We start from the raw sequence: 22627 nt of genomic DNA, 5'->3' as shown, positions 1-22627 counted from the left end.
AAGAAAACCACATTGATTCTAACTATAAAATCAATGTGGCTTTATAACATTATTCATCATAATTTTTCTCGAGTTTACGTAGTTCGTCGCGTGTTTTCTTCTGCAATCCTTCGCCATAATCCATCATCTGGACAATATCTTTAAAGGCGGCATGCGGAATCGCGAGTTCATCTAACTCCTCAGGGTGCACATGTAAATCAATTTCGTCTTCGCGTCCTTCAGCTAATTTGTGTACGAAGTCAGGTTCTGTAACAAATGGTGAAGACATGCCGACCATATCTGCGTTGTTCAACGCATCTAGCGCAGTTTCTGGAGAATTAATACCACCACTCGCAATTAACGGCACACGTCCATCTAAATATTCATACACTACTTGGTTAACACGACGTCCATAATGCTCGCCTGGCGTACGTGTCTTATTCTGATAAATGTTACGTCCCCAACTCGCAATTGCCAAATATTGAATATTTGCGACTTCTAATACCCAATCCAAATGTTGATTAAATTCGTCGACGGTATAACCTAAATCACTGCCTCTGGTTTCTTCCGGTGTCGCTCTATATCCGAAAATGAAATCATCCGGCGCTTCTTTATCAATCACATTTTGCACTGCCTCCATGACTTCTAAACCAAATCGCGCTCTATTCTCTAACGTATCTACACCATACTCATCATGACGTTGATTTGAAAATGTAGAGAAGAACGTTTGAATTAACAGGCGTTGTGCTACAGAAATTTCTACGCCATCGAATCCAGCTTGAATCGCACGTGATGTCGCATCGGCATATTGTTGAATGACTTCATGGATTTTCTCGACAGACATTTCCAATACGTGATGTTTGATTGGCGAATGTAACGTCATAGGACTTGGTCCGTAAACCTCACCATAGTTCATAATTGCCGTATTTGAGAATCTGCCTGCATGTGCAAGTTGAATAATCGCTTTATTGCCATCTTGCTTCATAGCTTGAGCCACTTTTCTCAAACCTGGGATACAATCATCATCAGAAATGTTAAAACCATATTCGAATAATTGCCCATACGGTTCAATATATGCGGCACCTGTCACTTGTAATGGCGCTGAACCAGCACGTCGCTTGGCATAGCGGATATCTTCCTCTGTAATATGGCCTTCTTTCGTAGAAGAATTGGTCGTCATTGGAGACAACACGAAACGGTTAGCTAATTCTATGCCATTCGGTAAAGTAATTGGTTGTAATAAGGGTTGATATTGTGTCATTATCGGCATCCTCTTTCGTACATGATGTATTATTTTCAAAGTAACACGCCACATCCCAATACTCAATTGACTTGTTTATGAACTTCTTTCATCCCCTTTTCAAAAATGAAAAACATTGCCTGGGAAATTCTTCCAAGCTAGCAAAGCAAAATTTAACAAAAATGGTACAAACACGTTAAAATAGGAGTGGGTATATAAATCAAGGGAATGGTACTTTACAGTTGGAGATGAGTGTCCGATGGAATTCAGTGTTTTAGATTATGCCTTGATAGACGAAGGCAAAGACGCAGCACAGGCGTTGCAAGATACGACAAGACTTGCGAAACTTGCGGACGACTTAGGTTACAAACGTTTCTGGTTAACAGAACATCATGATGTGCCAGCCTTTGCGGGTAGTAGTCCTGAGTTACTGATGATGTATCTCTTAGGACAAACTGAGCGAATCAAGCTAGGTTCTGGTGGCGTCATGTTGCCTCATTATAGTCCGTATAAAGTGGCGGAAAACTTCAAGATGTTGGAGGCGTTGTATCCTGGTCGTGTTGACTTAGGTATCGGGAATAATCCTGGCACTGCGATAGTGAAACGTGCCATGGATGAGGATAAAACCGATTATCTTGATTATAGACAAAGTATCGAGGATATTCGCGGTTATTTAACGCAACCACCTGAGGAACAGCGTGTGGGTAAAGTCATCGCGCAACCACAGATTACTCGCCACCCTGAAATGTGGCTCTTAAGTACAAGTCAGCGTTCTGCCAAGTTTGCAGCTACGCAAGGTATGGGCTACACGCTAGGTACGTTTTTACTACCTAGCCAGGATAAAATAGATGCGGCGAAAAACAGTGTTGCGACGTATCGCAGTCATTTTCAAAAAACGAAGTTAAACATGTCGCCTAAGGTGATGATAACGGCGTTTGTGATTGTGACGGATACGGAAGATGAGGCACAACAACTGTTGCATGCGCTTGATGTGTGGTTGTTAGGTAAACGTCAATTTGCGGAATTCGACCGTTTCCCATCTATCGAAACTGCGAAGAACTATCAACTGAATGATCGTGACAAACGACTCATCGCACAACACCGCGCACGCATCTTAGCTGGTACGGTAAAACAAGTGAAACCGCGCTTGGATGCGATGATTGAGACATTCGAAGCAGACGAAGTCTTGGTCGTACCATTATTACCAGGTATCGAGCAACGATGCCGTACCATCGAACTTTTAGCACACACGTATTTATAAATAGAGAAAGGATGTTATGAAATGGCTAAATTAGCTAATTATTTATATGTTGAAAAGGTAGGAAACCAATATATCTATAGAATGACACCTGAACTTCAAGACGATGTAGGTACAGTAGGTTATGTCGAATTTATGGGTGCTGACGATGTAAATGTAAATGATGAAATCGTAAGTATCGAAGCGTCTAAAACAGTATTAGATGTACAATCACCTCTTGCAGGTAAAATTGTTGAACGTAATACAAAAGCTGAAGATGAACCTTCAATCTTAAATTCTGAAAAACCAGAAGAAAATTGGTTAGTTAAATTAGAAAATGTAGATGAAGAAGCATACAATGCATTACCAGATCCGGATGATGAATAAATGGTAAACACTCAAGAAGAACGTCTGGCTTATTTAATCCGTGCGATGTGGAAAGAGGCGCACGGAAATAAGCCTTTAGACTACCCTGACACTGCCGAGGCACAATGGGAGCTTTACCGTGGATTAGCTAATGTGCGTCCACCGAAGCCTGTGTCTTCGGCATTTTTAGAAGTACAAAACGCATATTTATCTACATTGAATAACCAACAAGACATAACACACATTGAAGATTTAACACCTGTTTTAGGTGAGCAACTTTATTTATGGCAAGGCGATATCACGACGCTTGCTGTAGATGGGATTGTGAACGCTGCAAACAGTCGATTCTTAGGCTGTATGCAAGCTAACCATAATTGTATCGACAATATCATTCATACAAAAGCGGGCGTTCAATTGCGCTTAGCTTGTGCAGACATCATTGAGCAACAAGGCCGCAAAGAAGGCGTGGGTAAAGCTAAAATGACGTCTGGCTATAATCTGCCAGCTAAACATGTGATTCACACTGTGGGACCACAAATTCGTAAGCACCCTGTGTCTCAAATGAATAAAGAATTACTTGCACGTTGTTACCGCAGTTGCTTAGAACTTGCCGATGCACATGACTTACAACACTTAGCTTTTTGTTGTATTTCAACAGGTGTGTTCGGTTTCCCACAAGACGAAGCCAGTCGCATTGCGATTGATACAACGTTGAATTATTTGAGAGAAACAGGTTCACCGCTTAAAGTCATCTTCAATGTGTTTACAGATAAAGATTTAGCATTATATGAGGAGGCTTTCGCTGATGGCAACAGAGACTAATACCGACGCTAAATGGCAAGCACTCGAACTATCTCGCCATGATAACGCTGAGCAATACGAAGTGTTAGCTCAAGCTATAGATGAAGCCGATGCCATTGTTGTGGGCATAGGCGCTGGGATGTCTGCGTCTGATGGCTTCACATATATCGGTGAGCGTTTCACGAAACATTTTCCGGACTTTATAGAAAAATATAACTTCTTCGATATGTTGCAAGCGAGTCTACATCCGTTTGACAGTTGGCAAGAATATTGGGCGTTCGAAAGTCGCTTTGTAAAGCTCAATTACTTAGATCAACCTGTAGGCCCATCTTATGTCGCGCTAAAAGAGATGTTAGCTGACAAAGATTATCATATTATCACAACTAATGCGGATAATGCCTTCGCGGTGGCTGACTATGATATGGATAAAGTCTTTCACATTCAAGGCGAATACATTCTTTGGCAATGTAGCCAACATTGTCATGCGCAAACTTACCGTGATGACGATGCGATTCGTGAAATGGTGGCGCAACAAGAGGATATGAAGATTCCGTATGAACTTATTCCACATTGCCCAAAATGTGATGCGCCAATGGAAATCAACAAGCGTAAAGCACAAGTTGGCATGGTAGAAGACGCAGATTTCCATGCACAACTTGACCGCTACAACGCATTTTTAGATGCTCATAAAGATGGTAAGGTGTTATATCTAGAAATTGGAATCGGCTACACAACACCGCAGTTTGTTAAACACCCCTTCCAACGTATGACACGCCATAATCCAGATGCGATGTTTATGACTTTAAATAAGAAAGCCTATCGCATTCCGAAAAATATTCAAGATAGAACAATTCATTTAACTGAAGATATCGCCTCATTAATTATTAACGCACAAAGAAAATTAACAACTTAGGAGACGAGAACAATGTATTTAATAGAACCTATTCGAAATGGCAAATATATTGACGATGGTGCCGTAAACTTAGCAATGCAAGTTTATGTGAATAATCATATATTCCTAAATGAAGACATCTTGTTACCCTATTACTGCCAGCCAAAAGTAGAGATTGGTCGCTTTCAAAACACGGCAGTAGAAATTAACCAAGACTATGTAGACGACAACGATATTAAAGTCGTGCGCCGTGATACAGGCGGTGGCGCAGTTTATGTTGACGATGGCGCCGTGAATGTATGTTGTATTTTAGAACAAGATACGTCTATTTATGGTGACTTCCAACGTTTCTATCGCCCTGCCATCCAAGCGTTGCATAATTTAGGTGCGACAGATGTCATTCAAAGTGGTCGTAACGATTTAGCATTGAATGATAAGAAGATTTCTGGCGCGGCTATGACGATTCTAAACAATCGTATTTATGGTGGTTACTCTTTACTCCTTGATGTCGATTATGAAGCTATGGTGGAAGTGTTGAAACCTAACCGTAAGAAGATTGAATCGAAAGGTATTAAATCTGTGCGCGCCCGCGTCGGTCAAATTCGTGATTCGTTAGATCCGAAATACAAAGATATTACGATTGAAGAATTTAAAGATTTAATGATTATGCAAATTATGGGCATCGATGACATTAAAGATGCCAAACGCTATGAATTAACCGACGAAGATTGGGCTGGCATCGATCAATTGCTTGCTGAAAAGTATGATAATTGGGAATGGAACTATGGTCGTTCACCACGATACGAATACAACCGTAACGACCGCTTTAGTTGTGGCACAATTGATATTACTTTATCTATTGAACATAACCGCATTGCCGCTTGTCGTATTTACGGCGATTTCTTTGGCCAAGGTAATATTCACGATGTCGAAGAACACTTGCTTGGCACACGTATGGTCAAAGCAGATTTAATCGAACGCCTCAACGCTATTGATTTAAATTATTATTTTGGAAAAGTCACTGCCGAAGAACTAACCGACTTCATTTTAAGTTAATATAGTATATTTTAGAGGTCTGGCCGTCTAACTTCAGACAACCCTCACACTTACCTTTTATGGTTTGAAGCCTATGATTACGCACATTAGCGTAAATCATAGGCTTTTTTATTTGGAAAATTAATAACACACAATGTTTATACTGTTAGCACTTGAAATGTAAAAACAATTTGACATTTAATTTGAATATGTTAATCTACAAGTGTAAAAAACTTTTGACATTTTGAGGTGAGAGATATGACAACTATTTTATTATTCGTAACTGTACTTGTATTCGGAATATTATGGTCCATCTTTACTAATAAGTTTTTACCAAAGGAAACACTATACGAAAACACTTATGAAAAAACGTCAGATAATACTGGATATGATGAAAGACAGCGTGTGATGTTTTTAGAAATATTCTCTAAAACGTTTGTAAGTTTAGTTTATTCTTTTTTCTTTATAATCATTTTTCGAATTTTTGGTGCAAAGTTGGGTCACCATACAGTTTATCCATTCAATGAATTCCCAGAGCTAATTTATCTTATCATTGGTGCTATATTTTTAATTAGTAATTACTTTATAGTTAAAAAGAAATATTCTGGTTAGGAATTGATTGATAATGAAGAATAAAATAAGAGAATATCGGAAACAAATCGGTATGTCTCAAGATACATTAAGCAAAAATGTCAATGTATCTCGACAAACGATTAATGCCATTGAAAATAATAAATACGATCCAACTTTACAACTCGCATTTAAATTAGCGAAACAATTTGATACTACTGTAGACGACTTATTTAATCCTTAAAATAAAAACAAAGGGTGAGAAATATGTTAAAAAAACAAGATGAAATGGAACAACATCAATTTAATGTAGCAGCTAAATGGACTAATCTTTATTGCTTTACTCGTTTATAATTTATATATCAAAATTACAACTGGCACTTTAAATGTCATTTGGTTAATTATGCTTGTTGGTTTAGTTATTTACTGGAGCATTGTCACATATTTAAAGTACAGCACTCGAATTAAAGATTAGACCAAATAAGTGTTGTTCATTATATCGTATTTCTATTCAATGTTATATTTTTACACTAGTAGATGCTATTATATAATTAATAAGTATATGATATATAACAAGCACCAATCCCCTTACTACCGCTAATAGTGAGGGGATTTTTAAGCTCCCTTAATTTTCTCAAATCAAAAAAACTTGAGCTTAAATATGTAAATCACATATATTAAGCCCAAGCTCGTCTTATTTATTAAAAATATATAGGGTGTTATATATAATAACCTTTATTAATATTACTTCTTAATGAGTGTACCAATCTTTCCTTCTAAGGCATCGCCTAAATCTGCTAGAGATGTAATTAACACGCTACCTTCAGGGTTCTTTTCAATGAATTGTAACGCTGCTTCAACTTTAGGTAACATACTGCCTTTCGCAAATTGATTATCTGCAATATGTTGCTTCATTTCATCAACGGTTACTTCACCTAGACCCTCTTGATTATCTTTTCCATAATTAATATAAACATAATCAACCGCAGTTAAAATAATGAGTTGATCTGATTTTAAGTGTGCGGCTAATAAAGCGCTTGTTTTATCTTTATCGATAACAGCGTCTACACCTTTATAATTGCCTTGTTCTTTAACCACTGGAATACCACCGCCACCAGCAGCAATCACGAGCGTACCATGCTTAATTAATGTTTCAATACTGTCTAACTCGACAATATTAATTGGCAGAGGTGAAGGCACAACACGGCGATAACCACGTCCTGAATCCTCTACAAATTGATACCCTTTTTCTTGCATCGTTTTATCTGCTTGTTCTTTAGTATAGAATAAGCCAATTGGTTTCGTTGGATTTTGGAACGCTGGGTCATCACCCGCCACTTCTACTTGCGTAACTAAAGTGACCACTTGCTTATCAATTCCTAATGAATGTAATTCATTTAATAAACTTTCTTGTAATTGATAACCAATATAAGCTTGACTCATCGCACCACATTCAGGGAATGGGAACGGTGGTCCTTGCTCATGCTCAGCTGCATAGTTAAGACCTAAGTTGATACTACCTACTTGAGGTCCGTTACCATGACTAATCACAATTTCATACCCTTTGTTAATTAAACTTACTAAAGACTTAGCTGTTCCTTTTACTAATTCTAATTGCTCTTCAGGTGATTGTCCTAAAGCGTTACCACCTAAAGCTACGACGATTTTAGACATAGGCAGATCCCCCTTTGTTTATTCTCCTAAAATTGCCACCATCACTGCTTTGATTGTATGTGCTCTGTTTTCTGCTTCTTGGAAGACGACAGATTGTTCACTTTCAAACACTTCATCTGTAACTTCCATTTCAGTTAAGCCATATTTCTCTTGGATTTCTTTACCAATTTTAGTTTCTGTATCATGGAAAGAAGGTAAGCAGTGTTCAAAGATAGCACGAGGGTTACCCGTTTTTTCCATCATTTCTTTAGTTACACGGTAAGGTTCTAACAATTTAATGCGCTCTTCCCAAACTTCGTCAGGTTCACCCATAGATACCCATACGTCTGTGTAGATAACGTCTGAGCCTTTTACGCCTTCATCGATATCGTCTGTAACTAAGATTTCGCCACCATTTTTAGCTGCGATATCTTTGCAACGATTTAATAATTCGTCAGTTGGGTTTAACTCTTTAGGACATACAAGGTGGAATCTCATACCCATAATTGCTGCCCCTTGCATTAATGCGTTTGCTACGTTGTTACGTCCATCGCCTACATATGTGAAATTGATTTCGTGGTAAGGCTTTTTCAAGACTTCTTTTGCTGTTAAAAAGTCTGCCAGTACTTGCGTAGGATGATCTTCGTCTGTTAAGCCATTCCATACAGGTACGCCTGAATATTTAGCGAGTTCTTCCACAGTACGTTGTGAGAAGCCACGGTATTCAATGCCATCATACATGCCACCTAATACGCGAGCAGTGTCTTTTGCAGATTCTTTTTTGCCCATTTGGCTTCCAGTTGGTCCAAGATATGTCACGTGTGCGCCTTGATCATAAGCTGCTGTTTCGAATGCACAACGTGTGCGTGTAGAGTCTTTTTCAAAGATTAAAGCAATATTTTTACCTTTTAATTTCTGCTGTTCTATTCCCGCATATTTCGCTCGTTTAAGATCCTCAGATAAATTTAGTAAAAACTCTACTTCTTTTTGTGAAAAGTCTAATAGCGTTAAAAAACTTCTGTTTCTTAAGTTTTGCATCTTGTACAACTCCTTTGTGATTAATTTCACATTTATTGTAAGCGATTACATAAAAGAATACAACACATTATCAAATATATAAAAATATATTTTTGTGTAATTGACAAAATATTTACAATTACATGATATTTGAAATTTATTATGTATTTTGGCGTTACAATAAAAATGATAACCTGTATTTCTATGATTTTATTATTACACAAAATATGCAATAAATAAAAATAATAAGTAAACGTTCCCTGAAAATTTTTAATTTGTTATTAGGACTTTATAAATAGGAAATATTAGTTAATGTGTTTAATATACTTGAGGTCTAAGATAGATTTTCACTCACTTGAGTTGAGACGCTTGCCTAGGGTACAGTTTCAGCCAGAAATTCCTCACAGATAAATCTGTGGGAATTTCTAAGGTCTTCAACTTGTACTGCTCCCTCAGGCGTCGCTCAACTACGTTTCGTTATCTATCTTAGAGTTGTTTAAATGAACACTCTAGCAATTATATTCATAATTACAATACTCGTTGAAAGTCACACAACATCGTTTGTTATTCCTCTTACAGTCACTTAAATTTTTATATTAATATTTAATAATTTAACGTCCCTCTTTGTTGAATACTTCCTTATCACCTATCAAAACTTCCGTTAAAGCTATTTTCTAATTTTCAAATAATATTTGTATCTAATGTAAAGTTTTTCTTAATTTTTTTATGATTTATTAGGCACAAATTTGTATATGTTAATATAAATTATACGTGCGTTTACATTTAATTCATGCACAAATATATGAGAAAGTGGGTTATTAATTTGGAACAAGTTGATTCATCAAATGAGCAAAATAATCAAGTAAATGACAAAATAGTTAGACCTAAAGGAAATCGATTTCTTAATGTATTGATTTTCATCTTTTTTATGATTTTTATACAATTACCAGCTATTCTAGCTTTAAGTACATTAGGATTGGCAGTAACTAATAAAAGTTTAGGCTTAATCATCGGATTGGCTATAGGTTTTATAATTCTTTCAACATTGGTTATATGGTCAGTAAGAACATATTATCGTCGTCATACATATGAAAATATTCATCAATCTTTAAAAGGTAAAGATATTGGTATCAATATTTTATGGTTTATTGGTCTTCGAATTATGATCGTAATAATGAGTTTCTTAATGGTGGCAATTTACGGTCAACATCAATCTAATAATGATAAAGCATTAATGAAAAATTTAGAACGTATTGATACCTTAACACCCTCTATTGTTATTGCTTTAATAATATTTTTTGTAGCAATAACTTTTGTAGCACCTTATGTGGAGGAACATACTTTCCGAGGTATTTTCAAAGAAACTATCTTTAACAAAGGTTCATTTATTCTTCCGTTTATATTATCTTCAGTTATCTTCTCTGCCAATCATAGTGCGGGAAATATCATTGCTTTCTTAATGTACATGTTAATGGGGATGGGTTTGTATCTAGCATATAAACGTAGAGGAAGTCTAAAAGATAGTATACTTGTACATATGTTAAATAACGCTTATGCAAGCGTAGTCCTCATTAGCGCCCTAATTTCTATTATCATGAAATAACTTTCAATAATAATTATTCTTAAAAATAAATATTAAAATTATACTTTTTATCAATAAAAAGGTTTCAATTATTAATGGATGGGTAGAATTCAAATAGATACATAAATTAGTATCTGCATGGGGTCATTATCATATAGTCTTTGTAATATTGAAATGCGTATATTCCTCTCATTTCAAAAGAATTACTCCCTAATTTTCTAGTAAATTCTATATTGCTAAGCATCCCAACAAATAGAATGTGACTTTCCTGACATTTTATTAACACCCAAACATTTGTATTTTCCAAACCACCTATAATGGTGATTTATACACTTATAGTCCTCCCAATGCTATAAGTGTATTTTTATTTTCAAAAATAAAATACCAACACTAAGACAATTATCCTAATGTCGGTACTCACTAAATTTATATTTAAATGTCACCTTGCGCATCGGCAGTTTTAACAAATGCGATCACGCCTTCGACCATTCCAACAACTCCCGGAATACCTGTCCAACAAAATAGTAAATATAAGACTGCTTTCCCATACTGTTTTCTATAAAATCGATGTGCACCAAATCCGCCAAGGAAAAAAGCTAAAGCTGCATAAACATATTTATTCACTATTATTTCGTCTCCTTTAACCAATTGATTTAAAGAAACGCCAAAAAGTTCTGTCATCTCCACCAAAGAATGCATATCTGGAGAACTCACTTCTCGTTCCCAATTTGAAATCGAATGTCGAGAAACATTTAATTTTTCAGCTAATTTTTCTTGAGACATCTTTTTAGACTTCCTTAAGCTTCTAATTCGTTCCCCAACATTGTTATTTTTCAAATTGATCCGCTCCTTTTCGACCTCATCTTATGGTTAAAACCACGTTTATTCTAGCGAAAATTATGAACAAATAGCTATTTTTTGCAGAAATTTAGCTATAATATTAAGATTTGATATATTTTAGACTAACCGATGTAGTGAGACGTCTAAGTTAAAATGTTATTGAGAATTTGCGCGAAGTATTTTTAATAAAACAAATATTGCTATTAAAAATATGACTATTGAAATAACTGAAGCGCTATTACCGTAATCTCCTCCAGTTATTAATATATTGTTGGTCTCGGTAATGTATTGAATAAGGCCGTAGTTTTCATTATGGGTTGTGACGTGAACGAGATCTGCCATGTTCCAACATATATGTAAGAACACACTTGCCCAAATAGAATTAAATTTATACGCCGTTAAACCGTATAAAATACCCGCAATTGTTCCACTGGTTAGTAATAATATTAGACTTACTCCAGACATCCATCCATTAAACAAATGTACTGAAGCGAATAAGATTGATGTAATTATGATAGCTACGGTGATGGTTGTTTTCTTTTCAATATAACCCATTAACAAGCCTCGTACTGTTAATTCTTCAGCTATTGGCGCGCAAATCCCACCCAGGATGATAATTTCAAATAACATCTCAAGATATTCAGTCATATTCTTTGTTTTAGTCACTTCAAAATGACCAGGGACAAAACAAATAAATATCAAAAACATGACTATTGGTATTAGCAAACCTATTGATAAATAACTCATCTTAAATTTAGGCCAGTTAATACGATAGTCTCGTAAGTTCGCTTTAAATCCTTTATTGATTAAAAGTTTAATGAATAGAAATGTAAGCCCGACGTAGGTAAGACCATGTAAAACTGTTTCAAATGAATGTAAATTGATTAAGTGCCATAGAATGGCTATGTTTTGAGCCACTACTGTAATGATGAAAGTTAGGATAATAATACCAATGATTTTTAAAATTTTATTTAATAAAGACATACACAACCTCCTAAGTTATCTTAGGAAACCTATACTATTAACTTGCGAAAATTTGTGAAATTGTGCCACAAATAATAACTACTATAGCTAGTACGAGCCACCATTTTTGAGATAAAAAGTCCCAAAAATTTAAATGTTGAGGCGTTTGATTTACTTCCTCTTTATGTAATGGAGTTTCTTCTCCAGTTAATAATTCATCTGTTGATATACCAAACTTCTCTGCCAATTGAATAATCATTTGAACATTGGGTTCAATTGTTCCCTGTTCCCATTTAGAAATGGTTTGTCGTGTCGTATGTAATTCAGTAGCTAATTGATCTTGAGTTAGATTATTCTTCTTTCGATGCTTTTTAATCTGTTCTGCAAGTTTCATAATATAGGTCACCTCTCTTCAAACTTAGCAAGTTTAGATGTAAATTTCCGCATACAAAATGGTTCATTATCTTAATAATAGATAACATTTTGTCTCCAAAATTTAGCATATCATGATATTTATGTATTTAATCATTATTTATAAAATTAGATAAAAAATAACTCACTAAATGAACTTAATCATCTAGTGAGTTATACGAGTTATATATTATTTTTCAGTTTTTGATGATTTGCGTTTTCTGATGAATGCTAAGCCTAGGCCACCAAATAATACTGACCATAAGGTTGTATTTGTTTCAGTTTGACCTGACTTTGGTAGTTCATTTGTTGCTTTGGCATTAGAAGTATTTGAATGATTTGCTTTATCAGATACTACACTTCCATGGTTAGTTGTATCTGCGTGTTGATTTGATTTTGAAATACTTGCCACGCTTGAGTTATGGCTATTTGAAGTTGCTGATTGGTTATTATGACTTGCTTCTTGTTGATGACTTGTATGAACACTATGATTCACATTTTGAGAAGAACCTTTATCTTCTACTTCATTATGTGTGTTTTGTGCTTTTTCAGTATCTTGAGTATTAGGGTGTGTTTCCTCGTCTTCTTGAGTTGACATTGGTTTTTCATCATTACTATTTGTTTCTTCTTGCTTAGAAGTTTCATTGTCCGTATTTTCTTCATGCTCTGAAGTTCCTTCTTCATGATGAGATGTCTCGTCACCTTTATTATCTTCTTGATCTGAAGTTACGTCGTCGTTATCATTTTCAGAAGCATCGTCATCGTTTTCATTATTTGAAGTATCGTTGACGTTATCAGGTTGTTCTCCATTATCTACCTCATGACCTGTATTTGAGCCTTCATTTTCAGAAGAAGTGTTATCTGAATCATCTTTAGACTCCCCGCTAGTATTTCCTGGGTTATTATTATCTTCAACATCGCCTGTTAAGTCGTCTAATTCCCAAGCTGAAGTTGTACCTGATAATTCGAATGACGCTAATAATGTTGGTTTGCCGTTTGGACTATCTTCAGTACTTTCAAAAGTGATACCTTCTGGTGAAATATCTTTATTATCTGGATCGTATAAATATTTCACAAAATAAGGCTCATTAGGGTTCGTAATGTCATAAATCATGATACCGCCAGCACGTTCTAAACCAACAAATGCATAAGAATGTGCACCTACTTTACCGACAACGACATTCTCAACTTCTGGACCTTTGTCATCGCTACGTCCGTCCACTTCAATCTCATCTGGACCTTCATAGTTACCATTGAAGCGTTCTGGTAATAAATCTAGAATACGTTGTTCAATGTCATTACCACTGTCATAAATCATTTCTAAATCAGACGCTCTTAGGATAGAGAATGAACGACCACCGTATGAAACTAGCGCATTAAATTTGCCATCTTTATCTTTAAATGCATGAGATGTCGTAACTTTTAAACGACCAAGTTGCTCATCATCAAACAAGCCATTTTTAACCATTTCGTCTAACTCATCTTGTGTGAAGCCTTGATAGTAACGTGCATCTAACTTAATATCATCTTTCAATTTCTTCACACGTTTTTCTTCAGAATAACCGTCATAATCTTGTGAATCACCTTCATTCGCAATTAACAGATACGTTTCCCCGTTATATTCATACGTATCGATACCATCCGGTTGTAATAAGCCTAATACTGGAACGCGACGTAATTCTTTTTTATCATCTTTATCTGATGGATCCATTGAATTTTGAGCTAGTGAGTGATCTTTATATGGTAAGCCTTTCACTTGGACAATTTGTGCCTTTTCGATATCAAGCTTCGCAATCGCGCTTACTTCTTGTAACGTCACATAAGCGTATTTACTATTGTCATCTGCCGCAATGTATTCTGGTTCAATATTTAAATAAGCGTCATCGGCATTAGGTCCTAATGCACGGATACCTTTTTGATGTTCTTTCGTGAACGACGCCGTTCTCACATCATTCGCTGTTAAATGTTGAGGCCCTTTCGTCACATCAATGACCGACACTGAGCCTTGAGGATTCACAGTGTAATCATCATTCGGCTCACCTTCATTTGCGACTAATAAATATTTGCCATCTTTAGAGAACGTCACCATATCCGGAAGACTGCCGACCGTTAAATGATTTAAATAATCGCCATTTGAACCGTAGAACACCACGTGTCCGGGCTTAGTCTTATCCACTGCTGGCGCTGACACTGCGACGTAATCACCACTTGGATGTACCGTCACACTTGTTAAATCGCCCGCTTCAATTCCATTATCTTTTAAATACAAACGTTTCACTAAGTTAATTTCGCCATCTTTTCCAGGGTGCTTCACATCAATGATATCTAACGCTTCTTTATCACCATTCACCGAATATGCATAGCCATTCTTCGGATTGTACTTTACAATCTCCGTACCACCCTTATCGAAATCAGCACCACTTGTATAACGACCCTTATGCGTAATATTTAATTGATCTTGTCCTGTCTTAGAAGCATTCTTTGTACGTTGAGCCGAAGTCCACACAGGCGTTGTAGACAGAGTCGCTTTCGGTTGTTGATCTTGAGAGTTCGCATCCTCCTGTAATACTTTGTATAGTTCTTCCTTCTCCTTAGGCGTTAAGTCCTTAACCTCAGTCTTAGGGACATCAGTAATTGCCACACTACCTTCTTCCGTAGAAGTTACTTCATTATTTTTCACTTCTTCTTGAAAAGGTCGATCAGCCGGACTTACTTGAGTAGACTCCCCACCCTCTTGCGTCATGTTTACATGCTTATCTTGAGCTACTGCAGAATCTGAACTTTCGTTACTTTCTTGCGTGATTTTATCATGTCCAGTTTCTGCCTTTTCAGTACTTGGTTGTGTTGATTTTGTAGTTTCTTGGGTAGCCACTTCTTGAGTAGCTTCTGTTGAAGGTGCTTGTTTACTCTCATGTTGAGCTTGTTCTTGAGTCTTTGAAGTTTCTTTTGTAGTTTGTTCTTGTGTAGGTGTTTGTGTTGTTTTATCTTGCGATGATTCTGCTTCATTTGTAGATTGAACTTTTTCTTTAGTAGGTGCTTCTTCTGTTTTTACTTCCTCAATTGAAGTTGAAACGGTATCATTCTTAGTAGTTTCTTGAGTAGCTTGTTCTGTAGAAGGTTGCTCTTGAGTTTGTACTTCTTTAGTAGCTTCACTTTCTTGAGTAGATGAAGCCTCAGAACTTACTTCTTCAGTATTATTTTGTTGTGATGCTTGATTACTTTGAGCATCATTATGTATCGTTTCATTTGATTGAACTTGTGCCTCTTGAGTTTTCACTTCTTCAGTTGATGGTACCTCAGTTGTTTTTGTTTCTTGAGTCGCAACTTCATTTGACTTAGGTTGTTCTACACTTTGAGTAGTACTTTCAACACTAGCTTTCTCTTGCGTAGCTTGTTCTGTAGTATTATTCTCAGAAGATTGAACCTCATTACTCTCAGCAGCAGAAGCTTGTCCGCCACCTAAAAACAATAAGCTCCCAACTAAAATCGACGCCGCCCCAACCGAATACTTACGAATCGAAAACGCCTCACGCTTATTAAATAACTGCTTATTTCTCATAAAAAATCCCCCTGTAAGATGATATACACCACCATCTTACAAGAGGAATATTTATGAATTATTTGAGAGAAGTAAAATTAAAGTAAACTTTATTAATAACTATAATTCATTGTATTTAGAATTATTATTTTTACTCTTTTCAACTGGATATTTTTCGGCATTTTTCACTAATTTTTTTCGTATAATTTCGTTAATGTCGAAATCTAAATTATCAGCTAGCATATAACTGTATATTAAAACATCTGCCAATTCTTCAGCTAATCTTTCTCTTTTAGTATTCACTACTTCTTCAGGGGATTTCCATTGGAATAGTTCTAATAGTTCAGCCGCTTCTAAACTAATTGATAATGATAAATCCTTTTCATTATGAAACTGTCTCCAGTTACGTTCATCTCTAAATTGATTTATTTCTTTTAAAGTATTTTTTGTTTCATTCATTAATCTCACCTATCGATGCTTTTTTTAGTGCTTCTCTTAACTGATCGTCCACTGCATAAATATATAATCCATTTACTCCACGAGTTAAAAGAACATTTAGTTCATTTTTTAAAAGCATATCTGAAAAATATTGTTTTGAACCGTCTTCTAATGTTCTTCTTTGAGTGGCTTTTTTATTTGCACTACTTGATTTATCAAATATTATTTTTCCATCTCGATATTTAACAGAAGGTCCTATTACTACACCGGCATAATTTAAATCTAAACCTTGAATACTGTATGTTGAACCTATTTCATCTAATGTTTGTGATTGTTCAACCCATGGTAATTTTTTCTCTTTTCTATTTACCTTCAGTTGATAGTTCCATGGCATAGACCAATCTCCAATTTTTACTCTCCAGTAATCTTCATTTTTAGGTGCAGTTGGTCCGTATTTCCAGTCAAATGTAGCAAGCATTCGTGAAATACCACTTTCTGTGTTTTGTGCCTTATTTCTAATCTCTTTTTCTAACATATCTGGTGAATCAAATATCTTGATTTCATACCCTTTACTATCATTAGGAATATTATTTATAGTTTGCTCATCTATTAAATTTCTTATCCAATTAAATGTAATTTCGTCACTGTTAATACGCATTTGATTTCTTAATATAATATGATTATTTTTACTTTGTGAATCATTAAAATATTTTTCTAATTGGTCCTCTTCCCATATCTGTCCAGTTGTAAGTACTTGTTTTAAATCAAAAACTATAACTACAACTTTCGCTCTTTCTAATAAATCATCCAAATGATTTTTGCCTTGATAACTTTGTTGACCTTGAGTTAAAAGTAAATGTGCTTCATCTACAATAACTACATCCACTTTATTATTTGGATTATGTGTATTAATAAAACTCGTAGGTTTACCAACAATATTATTATTTTTACTAGAAATACCTAACTTATTAGCTATTTGATTATAAATAGTTACATGTTCATTATGATTAACTAATAAATGAATATCTAAATTTTGATTTAAGTCTAAATTATATTTGCGTAATTCAAAAAGTAACGTACTCATCAAAACTGTTTTACCAGACCCCGCTTCTCCTTCCACTATTATTAATTGACCTTCTTCATCTAAAAGAACCGCTTCTTTAATTTTAGTCAAAATTTCTTCTTTAGCGTTGATTTGTTCTTGAGTCAATTTATGAAATGGAGAAGCTTTAAATATTGCAGAATCTTTAATAATACTTTCTATTGGAAATAATACGTTATTTTCTTTATTTAGCGATTTCCAGATGTCAGAAAATATTTCATCTAACTTTTCAGAAGTATAATATTCGTTTTGCTGATTTGTTCTACTATTATGAACCCTTGAAATATTATCTACGCTTAATAAGTATTGCATCAATCTATTTTCAATATCTAGTGTCAACGACTTATTAAATAGTTCATGGCCAATAACATACATCGACGAATTATTTGATGTTGAAAAGTCTTCCCAAAAAGCTTTTGATTTAATATCTGCATTAAGATGTTGTCTTGTTCTATTTCTTATATCAGCAGTTTCACCGACATAAACTTCAAATTCATTTTTATTTTTTTCATCATTAATTATATATACAGTTGGATATCTTAATAAAAACTTACCGTCTTTAGAAGTTTCCCATTTTTGTACTGACTCATTAAGCCTATCCATTGAATATTGAATGTTTTCAATTTTTAATGATTTTCCCATAACATCACCTATATACTCTATCTTCTATCTATTATCTATTTCATTTTATCAATTTTCGAACTAATTTTATCCATTTTTTTATAAATTCTTAAAAATATACAGATTCTAACTAGGAGTAAAAAAAGATAACTCTATTTTAATTTCAATAGAGTTATCTTTGTCACTTTTCTGTATAATCTATTCCACTGAGTTCAGTGCGCTTAGCATGTCTGTTTTACTGATTTTGCGTGCCATGATGAGCATGACGATGAAGGCGAAGACGAGTGTTAATACGGTTGATAGGCCAAAGTTGGTCCAGTAGAGTGTCATGTCTGCCATGGCATTGTTTGGTGGTAGTGTGCTCATGATGAAGTGATGTAGGTAGTAACCACCTATGAAACCAACTAAGATGCCGACTATGGTTAACAAGATTGTCTCGCGATAGATGTACATGACGGTTTCTTTTTTATAGAAGCCTAAGACTCTTAAGGTTGCGAGTTCTCGCGTACGTTCACTAACGTTAATATTAGTTAAGGTAAATAGTACAACGAATGATAGTGCTGATGATGCCACTACAATAATCAAGACGATGTTGTCTAAGCCGTCTAAGATGGTATTAATTGCTGTTTTAGCTTGATTAGATTGGATGGCTGTTTGAGCTGCGTCTTGGCTATTGAGTTCTTTAGATACGTTGTTGATATTGCTTGCTGAACGATCTGATAAGTTAATAATTTTCGCGTTGTAATTTACTTTGTTGTCGAAGACTTTTTCATAGTAAGTTGGGTTCATAATCATATGATGTCCTGCATACATTTGTGTAATGCCATCTATCTTCACTTTGTGCGTTTTGCTGGCATTATCTTTAATCGTAATATTGTCACCCACTTTGTAGTGACCAAGTTTTGCTAACTTTTCAGTGATAATTGCGCCATTATCGCTTAAGTTCATTTGTTTACCAGTATCGTAATTTTTCAAGGTCATGAATTTGCTGAAATTATCTGTATGTTTAGGAATCATCATTGTAATTTGTTGGTTATCGATGACATTCTTCGGTTTGGCAGTAACCGCTTCATAATACATATCATCTTGGGCTTTAACGCCTTTCATGTCGCTGATTTTCTTTTCATAAGCGTCTTTATCGTGCTGACTGGCATTAGGATTATATACGCCGATAACATCGTAATGAATAATGTCCTTATATTGATTGTCGATAATACCATTTAATGAATCGCGCATACCGAAGCCTGTGATTAATAACGCTGTACATCCAAAGACTCCGAAAATGGTCATTAACATACGACCTTTGTATCTGAATAGATTTCGAGCTGTGACTTTCTTATTGAATGACATGCGTTTCCAAATGAATGGAATACGTTCTAACAGAATTTTAGATCCTGCTTTCGGTGGTTTCGGTAACAAGAGATATTTCGGTTTCTCTTTCAATGCTTTCCACGCAATCACCATTGACGGTACGACTGTGCACAGTAGCGCTAGGATGAAACTAATGATGATCCACAACCAATGTGCTGGTGTTTGAATTGCTGGTACGACCAAGTTAGCTGCGTACGCTTGATAGATGCGTTGTGGTAAGAGCCATGTACCAAAGAAACTACCCACGACTGTGCCGATAATCGCCGCACTCGTGCCATAGATTAAGAACACTTTCATTGTGTCGAACTTGCTGTAACCTAACGCACGCATCAAGCCCATGTTTGTACGTTTCTCTTCAGCCATGCGAGACATCGTGATAAATGTCACTAAGATGGCTACGGCGAAGAAGATAATTGGGAACGTATTCGATAAGACGTCGATACGTTTCGCTGATTCACCAAATTGACTATAACCTTGGTTATAATCGCTACGTGATTTAATTGAAAAATGAACATCATTCAGTTTTTTAATTTCTGATTCTTTATTTTTGAGCTTTTGTTCTGCTTGTGAAATATCTTGTTGTTTCTCTTTATATTGACCCGTTTGTTTTAAGATGGCTTCATTCTCTTTTAATGCCTCTTTTTGTTGGTCTAATTTCTTCTTAGATTTATCGAGTTCGCTTTGTTTATCCTCTTTTAATTGTGAGACTTGTTTGTCTGACCAGTCCATTAAATTTTTCTCATTTTGAGCAACATTTTTATTGATTTGTTTCTCGAATTGATCTGAATAAGCTTGGCTTTTTACATTGTCATATGTGATTTTAGCAACGTTTGCTTTTGTTGTTGAAAAGGCGCTCTTCGCAAGCACGCCAAATGTGTCGATTTGACCTTTACCTGCGCTCGTTACACCCAAATCACGTTTTTGCATGTAATCACTAGAGGTAACGAATCCGACCACTTTATATTTAGAATGTTTAAGTCCAGAAACGTCTTTGTCACCATCATTATTTGTTAACGTGATTATATCGCCAATATGATATTTTGAAGTGTCTTGTTCACTTAATGCAATTTCATTAGATTTTGTAGGCAAACGTCCTTCTTTCGCTTTGTATGTTGAAAGGTCTTCTGTCTTTTCATTTAATCTAATCGCTGTATCAGAATTTGAAATTATAGCATCTTTATAAATACTAAATTCTGTTTTATCAACGTGCTTCATATGCTTAATATAGTTTTTATCATCTTTATCAAAGCCAATGGGACTTGTGACTTGTGCATGCGCCATATGATGTTCTTTGAAATAGTCATCTCCTGTTTGACGCATATCATCCCCAGTCACTTTTAAACCAATCAGTATAAACGCACCTAACGCTAATAGAATTGTGATTGAAATAAATCGTGGGAAGGAAGATTTGAATTCTCGAAGTATATTTTTTCTTAACGTTTTCATATTCTTACCCCCTAATACTCAATTTCTGCGATTGGTTTAGGATTTTCATTAATATAATCTTCCTTAATCTTGCCATCAAAGATTTCAATCACGTGGTCCGCCATCTCTTTTAAAGCGGCGTTGTGCGTTACGATGATAACTGTTTTACCATTTTTGTGGCTCAAGTCTTGTAGTAATTGAAGAATTGTTTTCCCTGTTTTATAGTCAAGCGCAACTGTTGGTTCATCACATAATAGTAAATCTGGATTTTTCGCTACTGCACGCGCGATGGAAGCACGTTGTTGTTCCCCACCTGACAATTGTGATGGAAAGTTATTGATGCGCTTTTCTAATCCCACTTTTTGCAATGTCTCTTTTGGATCTAACGCCTTATCTGATAGTTCAGACGCCAATTCAATATTTTCTAAAGTCGTAAGGTTTGGTATTAAGTTATAGAATTGGAAGACGAAACCAACTGATTTGCGTCGATAACCTGTTAATTCTTTTTCGGAAAATTGAGCAATATCTGTGCCATTAATAATCACTTTACCTTCCGAAGCTGAATCCATACCACCAAGTGTGTTCAGCAAGGTAGACTTACCTGCACCTGACGCTCCGACAATCACCATAAGTTGCCCTTTTTCAAGTTCAAATGAAATATCATTATTGGCGTAGACTTTTTGATCGCCTGTGCCAAAAATTTTTGAGTAATGTTCTAATTGTACATATGCCATGTTCATCTCTCCCAAACATATATAGTTGCATTCTTTACGTGTATCAGTTAATTTTTAATAGACACGTTGTCTATTAGTAAAGTAACACATATTAATTTGTATTTCTTGCCCTATTTTTCTGGAAAATAGACTTAATAGACACATACAAAAGTAACGTTTATTAAAATTGAATTAATAGACATACGGGAGGTCTTAAAATGGATAAACGACAAATTAGAACTAATGATTATTTGAAAAAAGGAATTACAAAATTATTAAATGAAGTGGATTATTCGGACATCACCATTCAACAATTGGCAAATGCCTCAAATATTAATCGCAGTACGTTCTACTTACACTACAAAAGCAAAGATCAGTTCTTAAACTCTATGATTGAAGACACAATTTATGAAATGATTGAATATGTGAAAAAAGGCGAGGCCAAAGGAGACGAAATCTTTAATACAGAATTTAAGATTTCATTCTACAGATTATTAGAATATATAGAAATGAACTTTGACTTCGTAAAAGTACTTATACAGAATATGAACACAACTTACTTCAGAGCACTTCTTGTAGAAAAGGTTAGAGAACACATCTACTATCCATTACTTGAGAAGAACAACGTCGAACTCGATTTCGAAAAAGACATCATTTTAAACTACACAATCCATGGTCATATCGGAGTAATTGAACGTTGGATGAATAGCGAAATGCACTATAGTTCACATTACATCGCCAACATCCTTGTAAATATTTCTAAAAACTCAACCCACGAACTCCTGAATATCCAGTCAGAAATTGAATAAGTGCATAAAAAAGCCAAATGAACT

General features: G+C 35.2%; 19 protein-coding genes and 1 pseudogene. 9 read left to right on the top strand and 11 right to left on the bottom strand.

From position 1 onward, the window contains the following. Positions 1 to 49: 49 nt before the first annotated feature. Positions 50 to 1240 carry an NADH-dependent flavin oxidoreductase gene (locus tag LIX58_RS05240; protein ID WP_126564690.1) on the bottom strand — a complete coding sequence of 397 codons (1191 nt, stop codon included), beginning with the start codon at positions 1238 to 1240 and terminating at the stop codon, positions 50 to 52. A gap of 238 nt (positions 1241 to 1478) precedes the next feature. On the opposite strand from LIX58_RS05240, the gene LIX58_RS05235 reads away from it, so the two are divergent. From LIX58_RS05235 to LIX58_RS05205, 7 genes and pseudogenes are all read left to right on the top strand, one after another. Further along, the gene (locus tag LIX58_RS05235; RefSeq protein ID WP_126564691.1) at positions 1479 to 2480 is read left to right on the top strand and encodes an LLM class flavin-dependent oxidoreductase; all 1002 of its coding nucleotides are present in this window, start codon (positions 1479 to 1481) and stop codon (positions 2478 to 2480) included. Positions 2481 to 2501: 21 nt separating this feature from the next. Next, entirely contained in the window at positions 2502 to 2843 is a 342-nt protein-coding gene (locus LIX58_RS05230; RefSeq protein ID WP_103297350.1) for a glycine cleavage system protein H, read from the top strand. Beyond that, a complete protein-coding gene (locus LIX58_RS05225) occupies positions 2844 to 3644 on the top strand; it encodes a protein-ADP-ribose hydrolase (protein ID WP_154837030.1) in 801 nt (266 codons plus the stop codon). It abuts the gene before it with no gap. After that, positions 3628 to 4589, top strand: a pseudogene (locus LIX58_RS05220) (SIR2 family NAD-dependent protein deacylase). The gene LIX58_RS05225 and the pseudogene LIX58_RS05220 overlap by 17 nt, the downstream one beginning before the upstream one ends. Beyond that, on the top strand, positions 4549 to 5571 hold the full coding sequence (locus tag LIX58_RS05215) for a lipoate--protein ligase (RefSeq protein ID WP_126564694.1): 1023 nt from the start codon (positions 4549 to 4551) through the stop codon (positions 5569 to 5571). The pseudogene LIX58_RS05220 and the gene LIX58_RS05215 overlap by 41 nt, the downstream one beginning before the upstream one ends. Before the next feature lie 237 nt (positions 5572 to 5808). Next, positions 5809 to 6162 carry a hypothetical protein gene (locus tag LIX58_RS05210; protein WP_126564695.1) on the top strand — a complete coding sequence of 118 codons (354 nt, stop codon included), beginning with the start codon at positions 5809 to 5811 and terminating at the stop codon, positions 6160 to 6162. Positions 6163 to 6175: 13 nt separating this feature from the next. Next, positions 6176 to 6364, top strand: a complete 189-nt coding sequence (locus LIX58_RS05205) for a helix-turn-helix transcriptional regulator (RefSeq protein WP_126564696.1) — start codon at positions 6176 to 6178, stop codon at positions 6362 to 6364. Positions 6365 to 6864: 500 nt separating this feature from the next. Here the strand turns inward: LIX58_RS05205 and arcC are convergent, their stop codons facing one another. Then, entirely contained in the window at positions 6865 to 7794 is a 930-nt protein-coding gene (gene arcC / locus LIX58_RS05200; protein WP_126564697.1) for a carbamate kinase, read from the bottom strand. 18 nt (positions 7795 to 7812) lie between these two features. Then, on the bottom strand, positions 7813 to 8811 hold the full coding sequence (gene argF, locus LIX58_RS05195; protein ID WP_126564698.1) for an ornithine carbamoyltransferase: 999 nt from the start codon (positions 8809 to 8811) through the stop codon (positions 7813 to 7815). Between the two features lie 802 nt (positions 8812 to 9613). On the opposite strand from argF, the gene LIX58_RS05190 reads away from it, so the two are divergent. Continuing rightward, positions 9614 to 10393 carry a CPBP family intramembrane glutamic endopeptidase gene (locus LIX58_RS05190; RefSeq protein ID WP_168210230.1) on the top strand — a complete coding sequence of 260 codons (780 nt, stop codon included), beginning with the start codon at positions 9614 to 9616 and terminating at the stop codon, positions 10391 to 10393. A gap of 411 nt (positions 10394 to 10804) precedes the next feature. Here LIX58_RS05190 and LIX58_RS05185 read toward each other — a convergent pair whose 3' ends face one another. From LIX58_RS05185 to LIX58_RS05150, 8 genes are all read right to left on the bottom strand, one after another. After that, positions 10805 to 11209, bottom strand: a complete 405-nt coding sequence (locus LIX58_RS05185; RefSeq protein WP_226386143.1) for an NINE protein — start codon at positions 11207 to 11209, stop codon at positions 10805 to 10807. A gap of 159 nt (positions 11210 to 11368) precedes the next feature. Continuing rightward, positions 11369 to 12196 (bottom strand): CPBP family intramembrane glutamic endopeptidase, encoded by an 828-nt coding sequence (locus LIX58_RS05180; RefSeq protein ID WP_226386142.1) that lies wholly within the window; start codon positions 12194 to 12196, stop codon positions 11369 to 11371. Between the two features lie 37 nt (positions 12197 to 12233). Continuing rightward, entirely contained in the window at positions 12234 to 12569 is a 336-nt protein-coding gene (locus LIX58_RS05175; RefSeq protein WP_126564702.1) for a helix-turn-helix domain-containing protein, read from the bottom strand. Between the two features lie 207 nt (positions 12570 to 12776). Further along, positions 12777 to 16145: a choice-of-anchor I family protein gene (locus LIX58_RS05170; protein WP_226386141.1), complete on the bottom strand. Its 3369-nt coding sequence runs from the start codon at positions 16143 to 16145 to the stop codon at positions 12777 to 12779. A gap of 99 nt (positions 16146 to 16244) precedes the next feature. Further along, positions 16245 to 16583, bottom strand: a complete 339-nt coding sequence (locus tag LIX58_RS05165) for a nucleotide pyrophosphohydrolase (protein WP_126564704.1) — start codon at positions 16581 to 16583, stop codon at positions 16245 to 16247. Continuing rightward, positions 16576 to 18306: a DUF2075 domain-containing protein gene (locus tag LIX58_RS05160; RefSeq protein ID WP_154837025.1), complete on the bottom strand. Its 1731-nt coding sequence runs from the start codon at positions 18304 to 18306 to the stop codon at positions 16576 to 16578. Before LIX58_RS05160 ends, LIX58_RS05165 begins: the two co-directional genes overlap by 8 nt. Before the next feature lie 177 nt (positions 18307 to 18483). After that, a complete protein-coding gene (locus tag LIX58_RS05155; protein WP_226386140.1) occupies positions 18484 to 21102 on the bottom strand; it encodes an ABC transporter permease in 2619 nt (872 codons plus the stop codon). An 11-nt stretch (positions 21103 to 21113) separates the two neighbouring features. After that, positions 21114 to 21815 (bottom strand): ABC transporter ATP-binding protein, encoded by a 702-nt coding sequence (locus LIX58_RS05150; RefSeq protein ID WP_226386139.1) that lies wholly within the window; start codon positions 21813 to 21815, stop codon positions 21114 to 21116. A 197-nt stretch (positions 21816 to 22012) separates the two neighbouring features. Here LIX58_RS05150 and LIX58_RS05145 point away from each other — a divergent pair, with 197 nt between their 5' ends. Beyond that, positions 22013 to 22603 (top strand): TetR/AcrR family transcriptional regulator, encoded by a 591-nt coding sequence (locus tag LIX58_RS05145; protein WP_126564708.1) that lies wholly within the window; start codon positions 22013 to 22015, stop codon positions 22601 to 22603. Positions 22604 to 22627: the final 24 nt, after the last annotated feature.

The sequence above is a fragment of the Staphylococcus sp. Marseille-Q1834 genome (assembly GCF_916858875.1).
Taxonomy (GTDB): domain Bacteria; phylum Bacillota; class Bacilli; order Staphylococcales; family Staphylococcaceae; genus Staphylococcus; species Staphylococcus pragensis.
The sequence above is the reverse complement of the archived record's forward strand: the minus strand, read 5'-3'. Positions and strand labels throughout refer to the sequence as shown.

What these genes read in the sequence shown, in the direction of transcription:
- LIX58_RS05160 (WP_154837025.1), bottom strand. Translation starts at nt 18,306, where the DNA reads ATGGGAAAATCATTAAAAATTGAAAACATTCAATATTCAATGGATAGG.
- LIX58_RS05165 (WP_126564704.1), bottom strand. Translation starts at nt 16,583, where the DNA reads ATGAATGAAACAAAAAATACTTTAAAAGAAATAAATCAATTTAGAGAT.
- arcC (WP_126564697.1), bottom strand. Translation starts at nt 7,794, where the DNA reads ATGTCTAAAATCGTCGTAGCTTTAGGTGGTAACGCTTTAGGACAATCA.
- LIX58_RS05215 (WP_126564694.1), top strand. Translation starts at nt 4,549, where the DNA reads ATGTATTTAATAGAACCTATTCGAAATGGCAAATATATTGACGATGGT.
- LIX58_RS05225 (WP_154837030.1), top strand. Translation starts at nt 2,844, where the DNA reads ATGGTAAACACTCAAGAAGAACGTCTGGCTTATTTAATCCGTGCGATG.
- LIX58_RS05240 (WP_126564690.1), bottom strand. Translation starts at nt 1,240, where the DNA reads ATGACACAATATCAACCCTTATTACAACCAATTACTTTACCGAATGGC.
- LIX58_RS05205 (WP_126564696.1), top strand. Translation starts at nt 6,176, where the DNA reads ATGAAGAATAAAATAAGAGAATATCGGAAACAAATCGGTATGTCTCAA.
- LIX58_RS05230 (WP_103297350.1), top strand. Translation starts at nt 2,502, where the DNA reads ATGGCTAAATTAGCTAATTATTTATATGTTGAAAAGGTAGGAAACCAA.
- argF (WP_126564698.1), bottom strand. Translation starts at nt 8,811, where the DNA reads ATGCAAAACTTAAGAAACAGAAGTTTTTTAACGCTATTAGACTTTTCA.
- LIX58_RS05145 (WP_126564708.1), top strand. Translation starts at nt 22,013, where the DNA reads ATGGATAAACGACAAATTAGAACTAATGATTATTTGAAAAAAGGAATT.
- LIX58_RS05235 (WP_126564691.1), top strand. Translation starts at nt 1,479, where the DNA reads ATGGAATTCAGTGTTTTAGATTATGCCTTGATAGACGAAGGCAAAGAC.
- LIX58_RS05180 (WP_226386142.1), bottom strand. Translation starts at nt 12,196, where the DNA reads ATGTCTTTATTAAATAAAATTTTAAAAATCATTGGTATTATTATCCTA.
- LIX58_RS05170 (WP_226386141.1), bottom strand. Translation starts at nt 16,145, where the DNA reads ATGAGAAATAAGCAGTTATTTAATAAGCGTGAGGCGTTTTCGATTCGT.
- LIX58_RS05210 (WP_126564695.1), top strand. Translation starts at nt 5,809, where the DNA reads ATGACAACTATTTTATTATTCGTAACTGTACTTGTATTCGGAATATTA.
- LIX58_RS05150 (WP_226386139.1), bottom strand. Translation starts at nt 21,815, where the DNA reads ATGGCATATGTACAATTAGAACATTACTCAAAAATTTTTGGCACAGGC.
- LIX58_RS05155 (WP_226386140.1), bottom strand. Translation starts at nt 21,102, where the DNA reads ATGAAAACGTTAAGAAAAAATATACTTCGAGAATTCAAATCTTCCTTC.
- LIX58_RS05175 (WP_126564702.1), bottom strand. Translation starts at nt 12,569, where the DNA reads ATGAAACTTGCAGAACAGATTAAAAAGCATCGAAAGAAGAATAATCTA.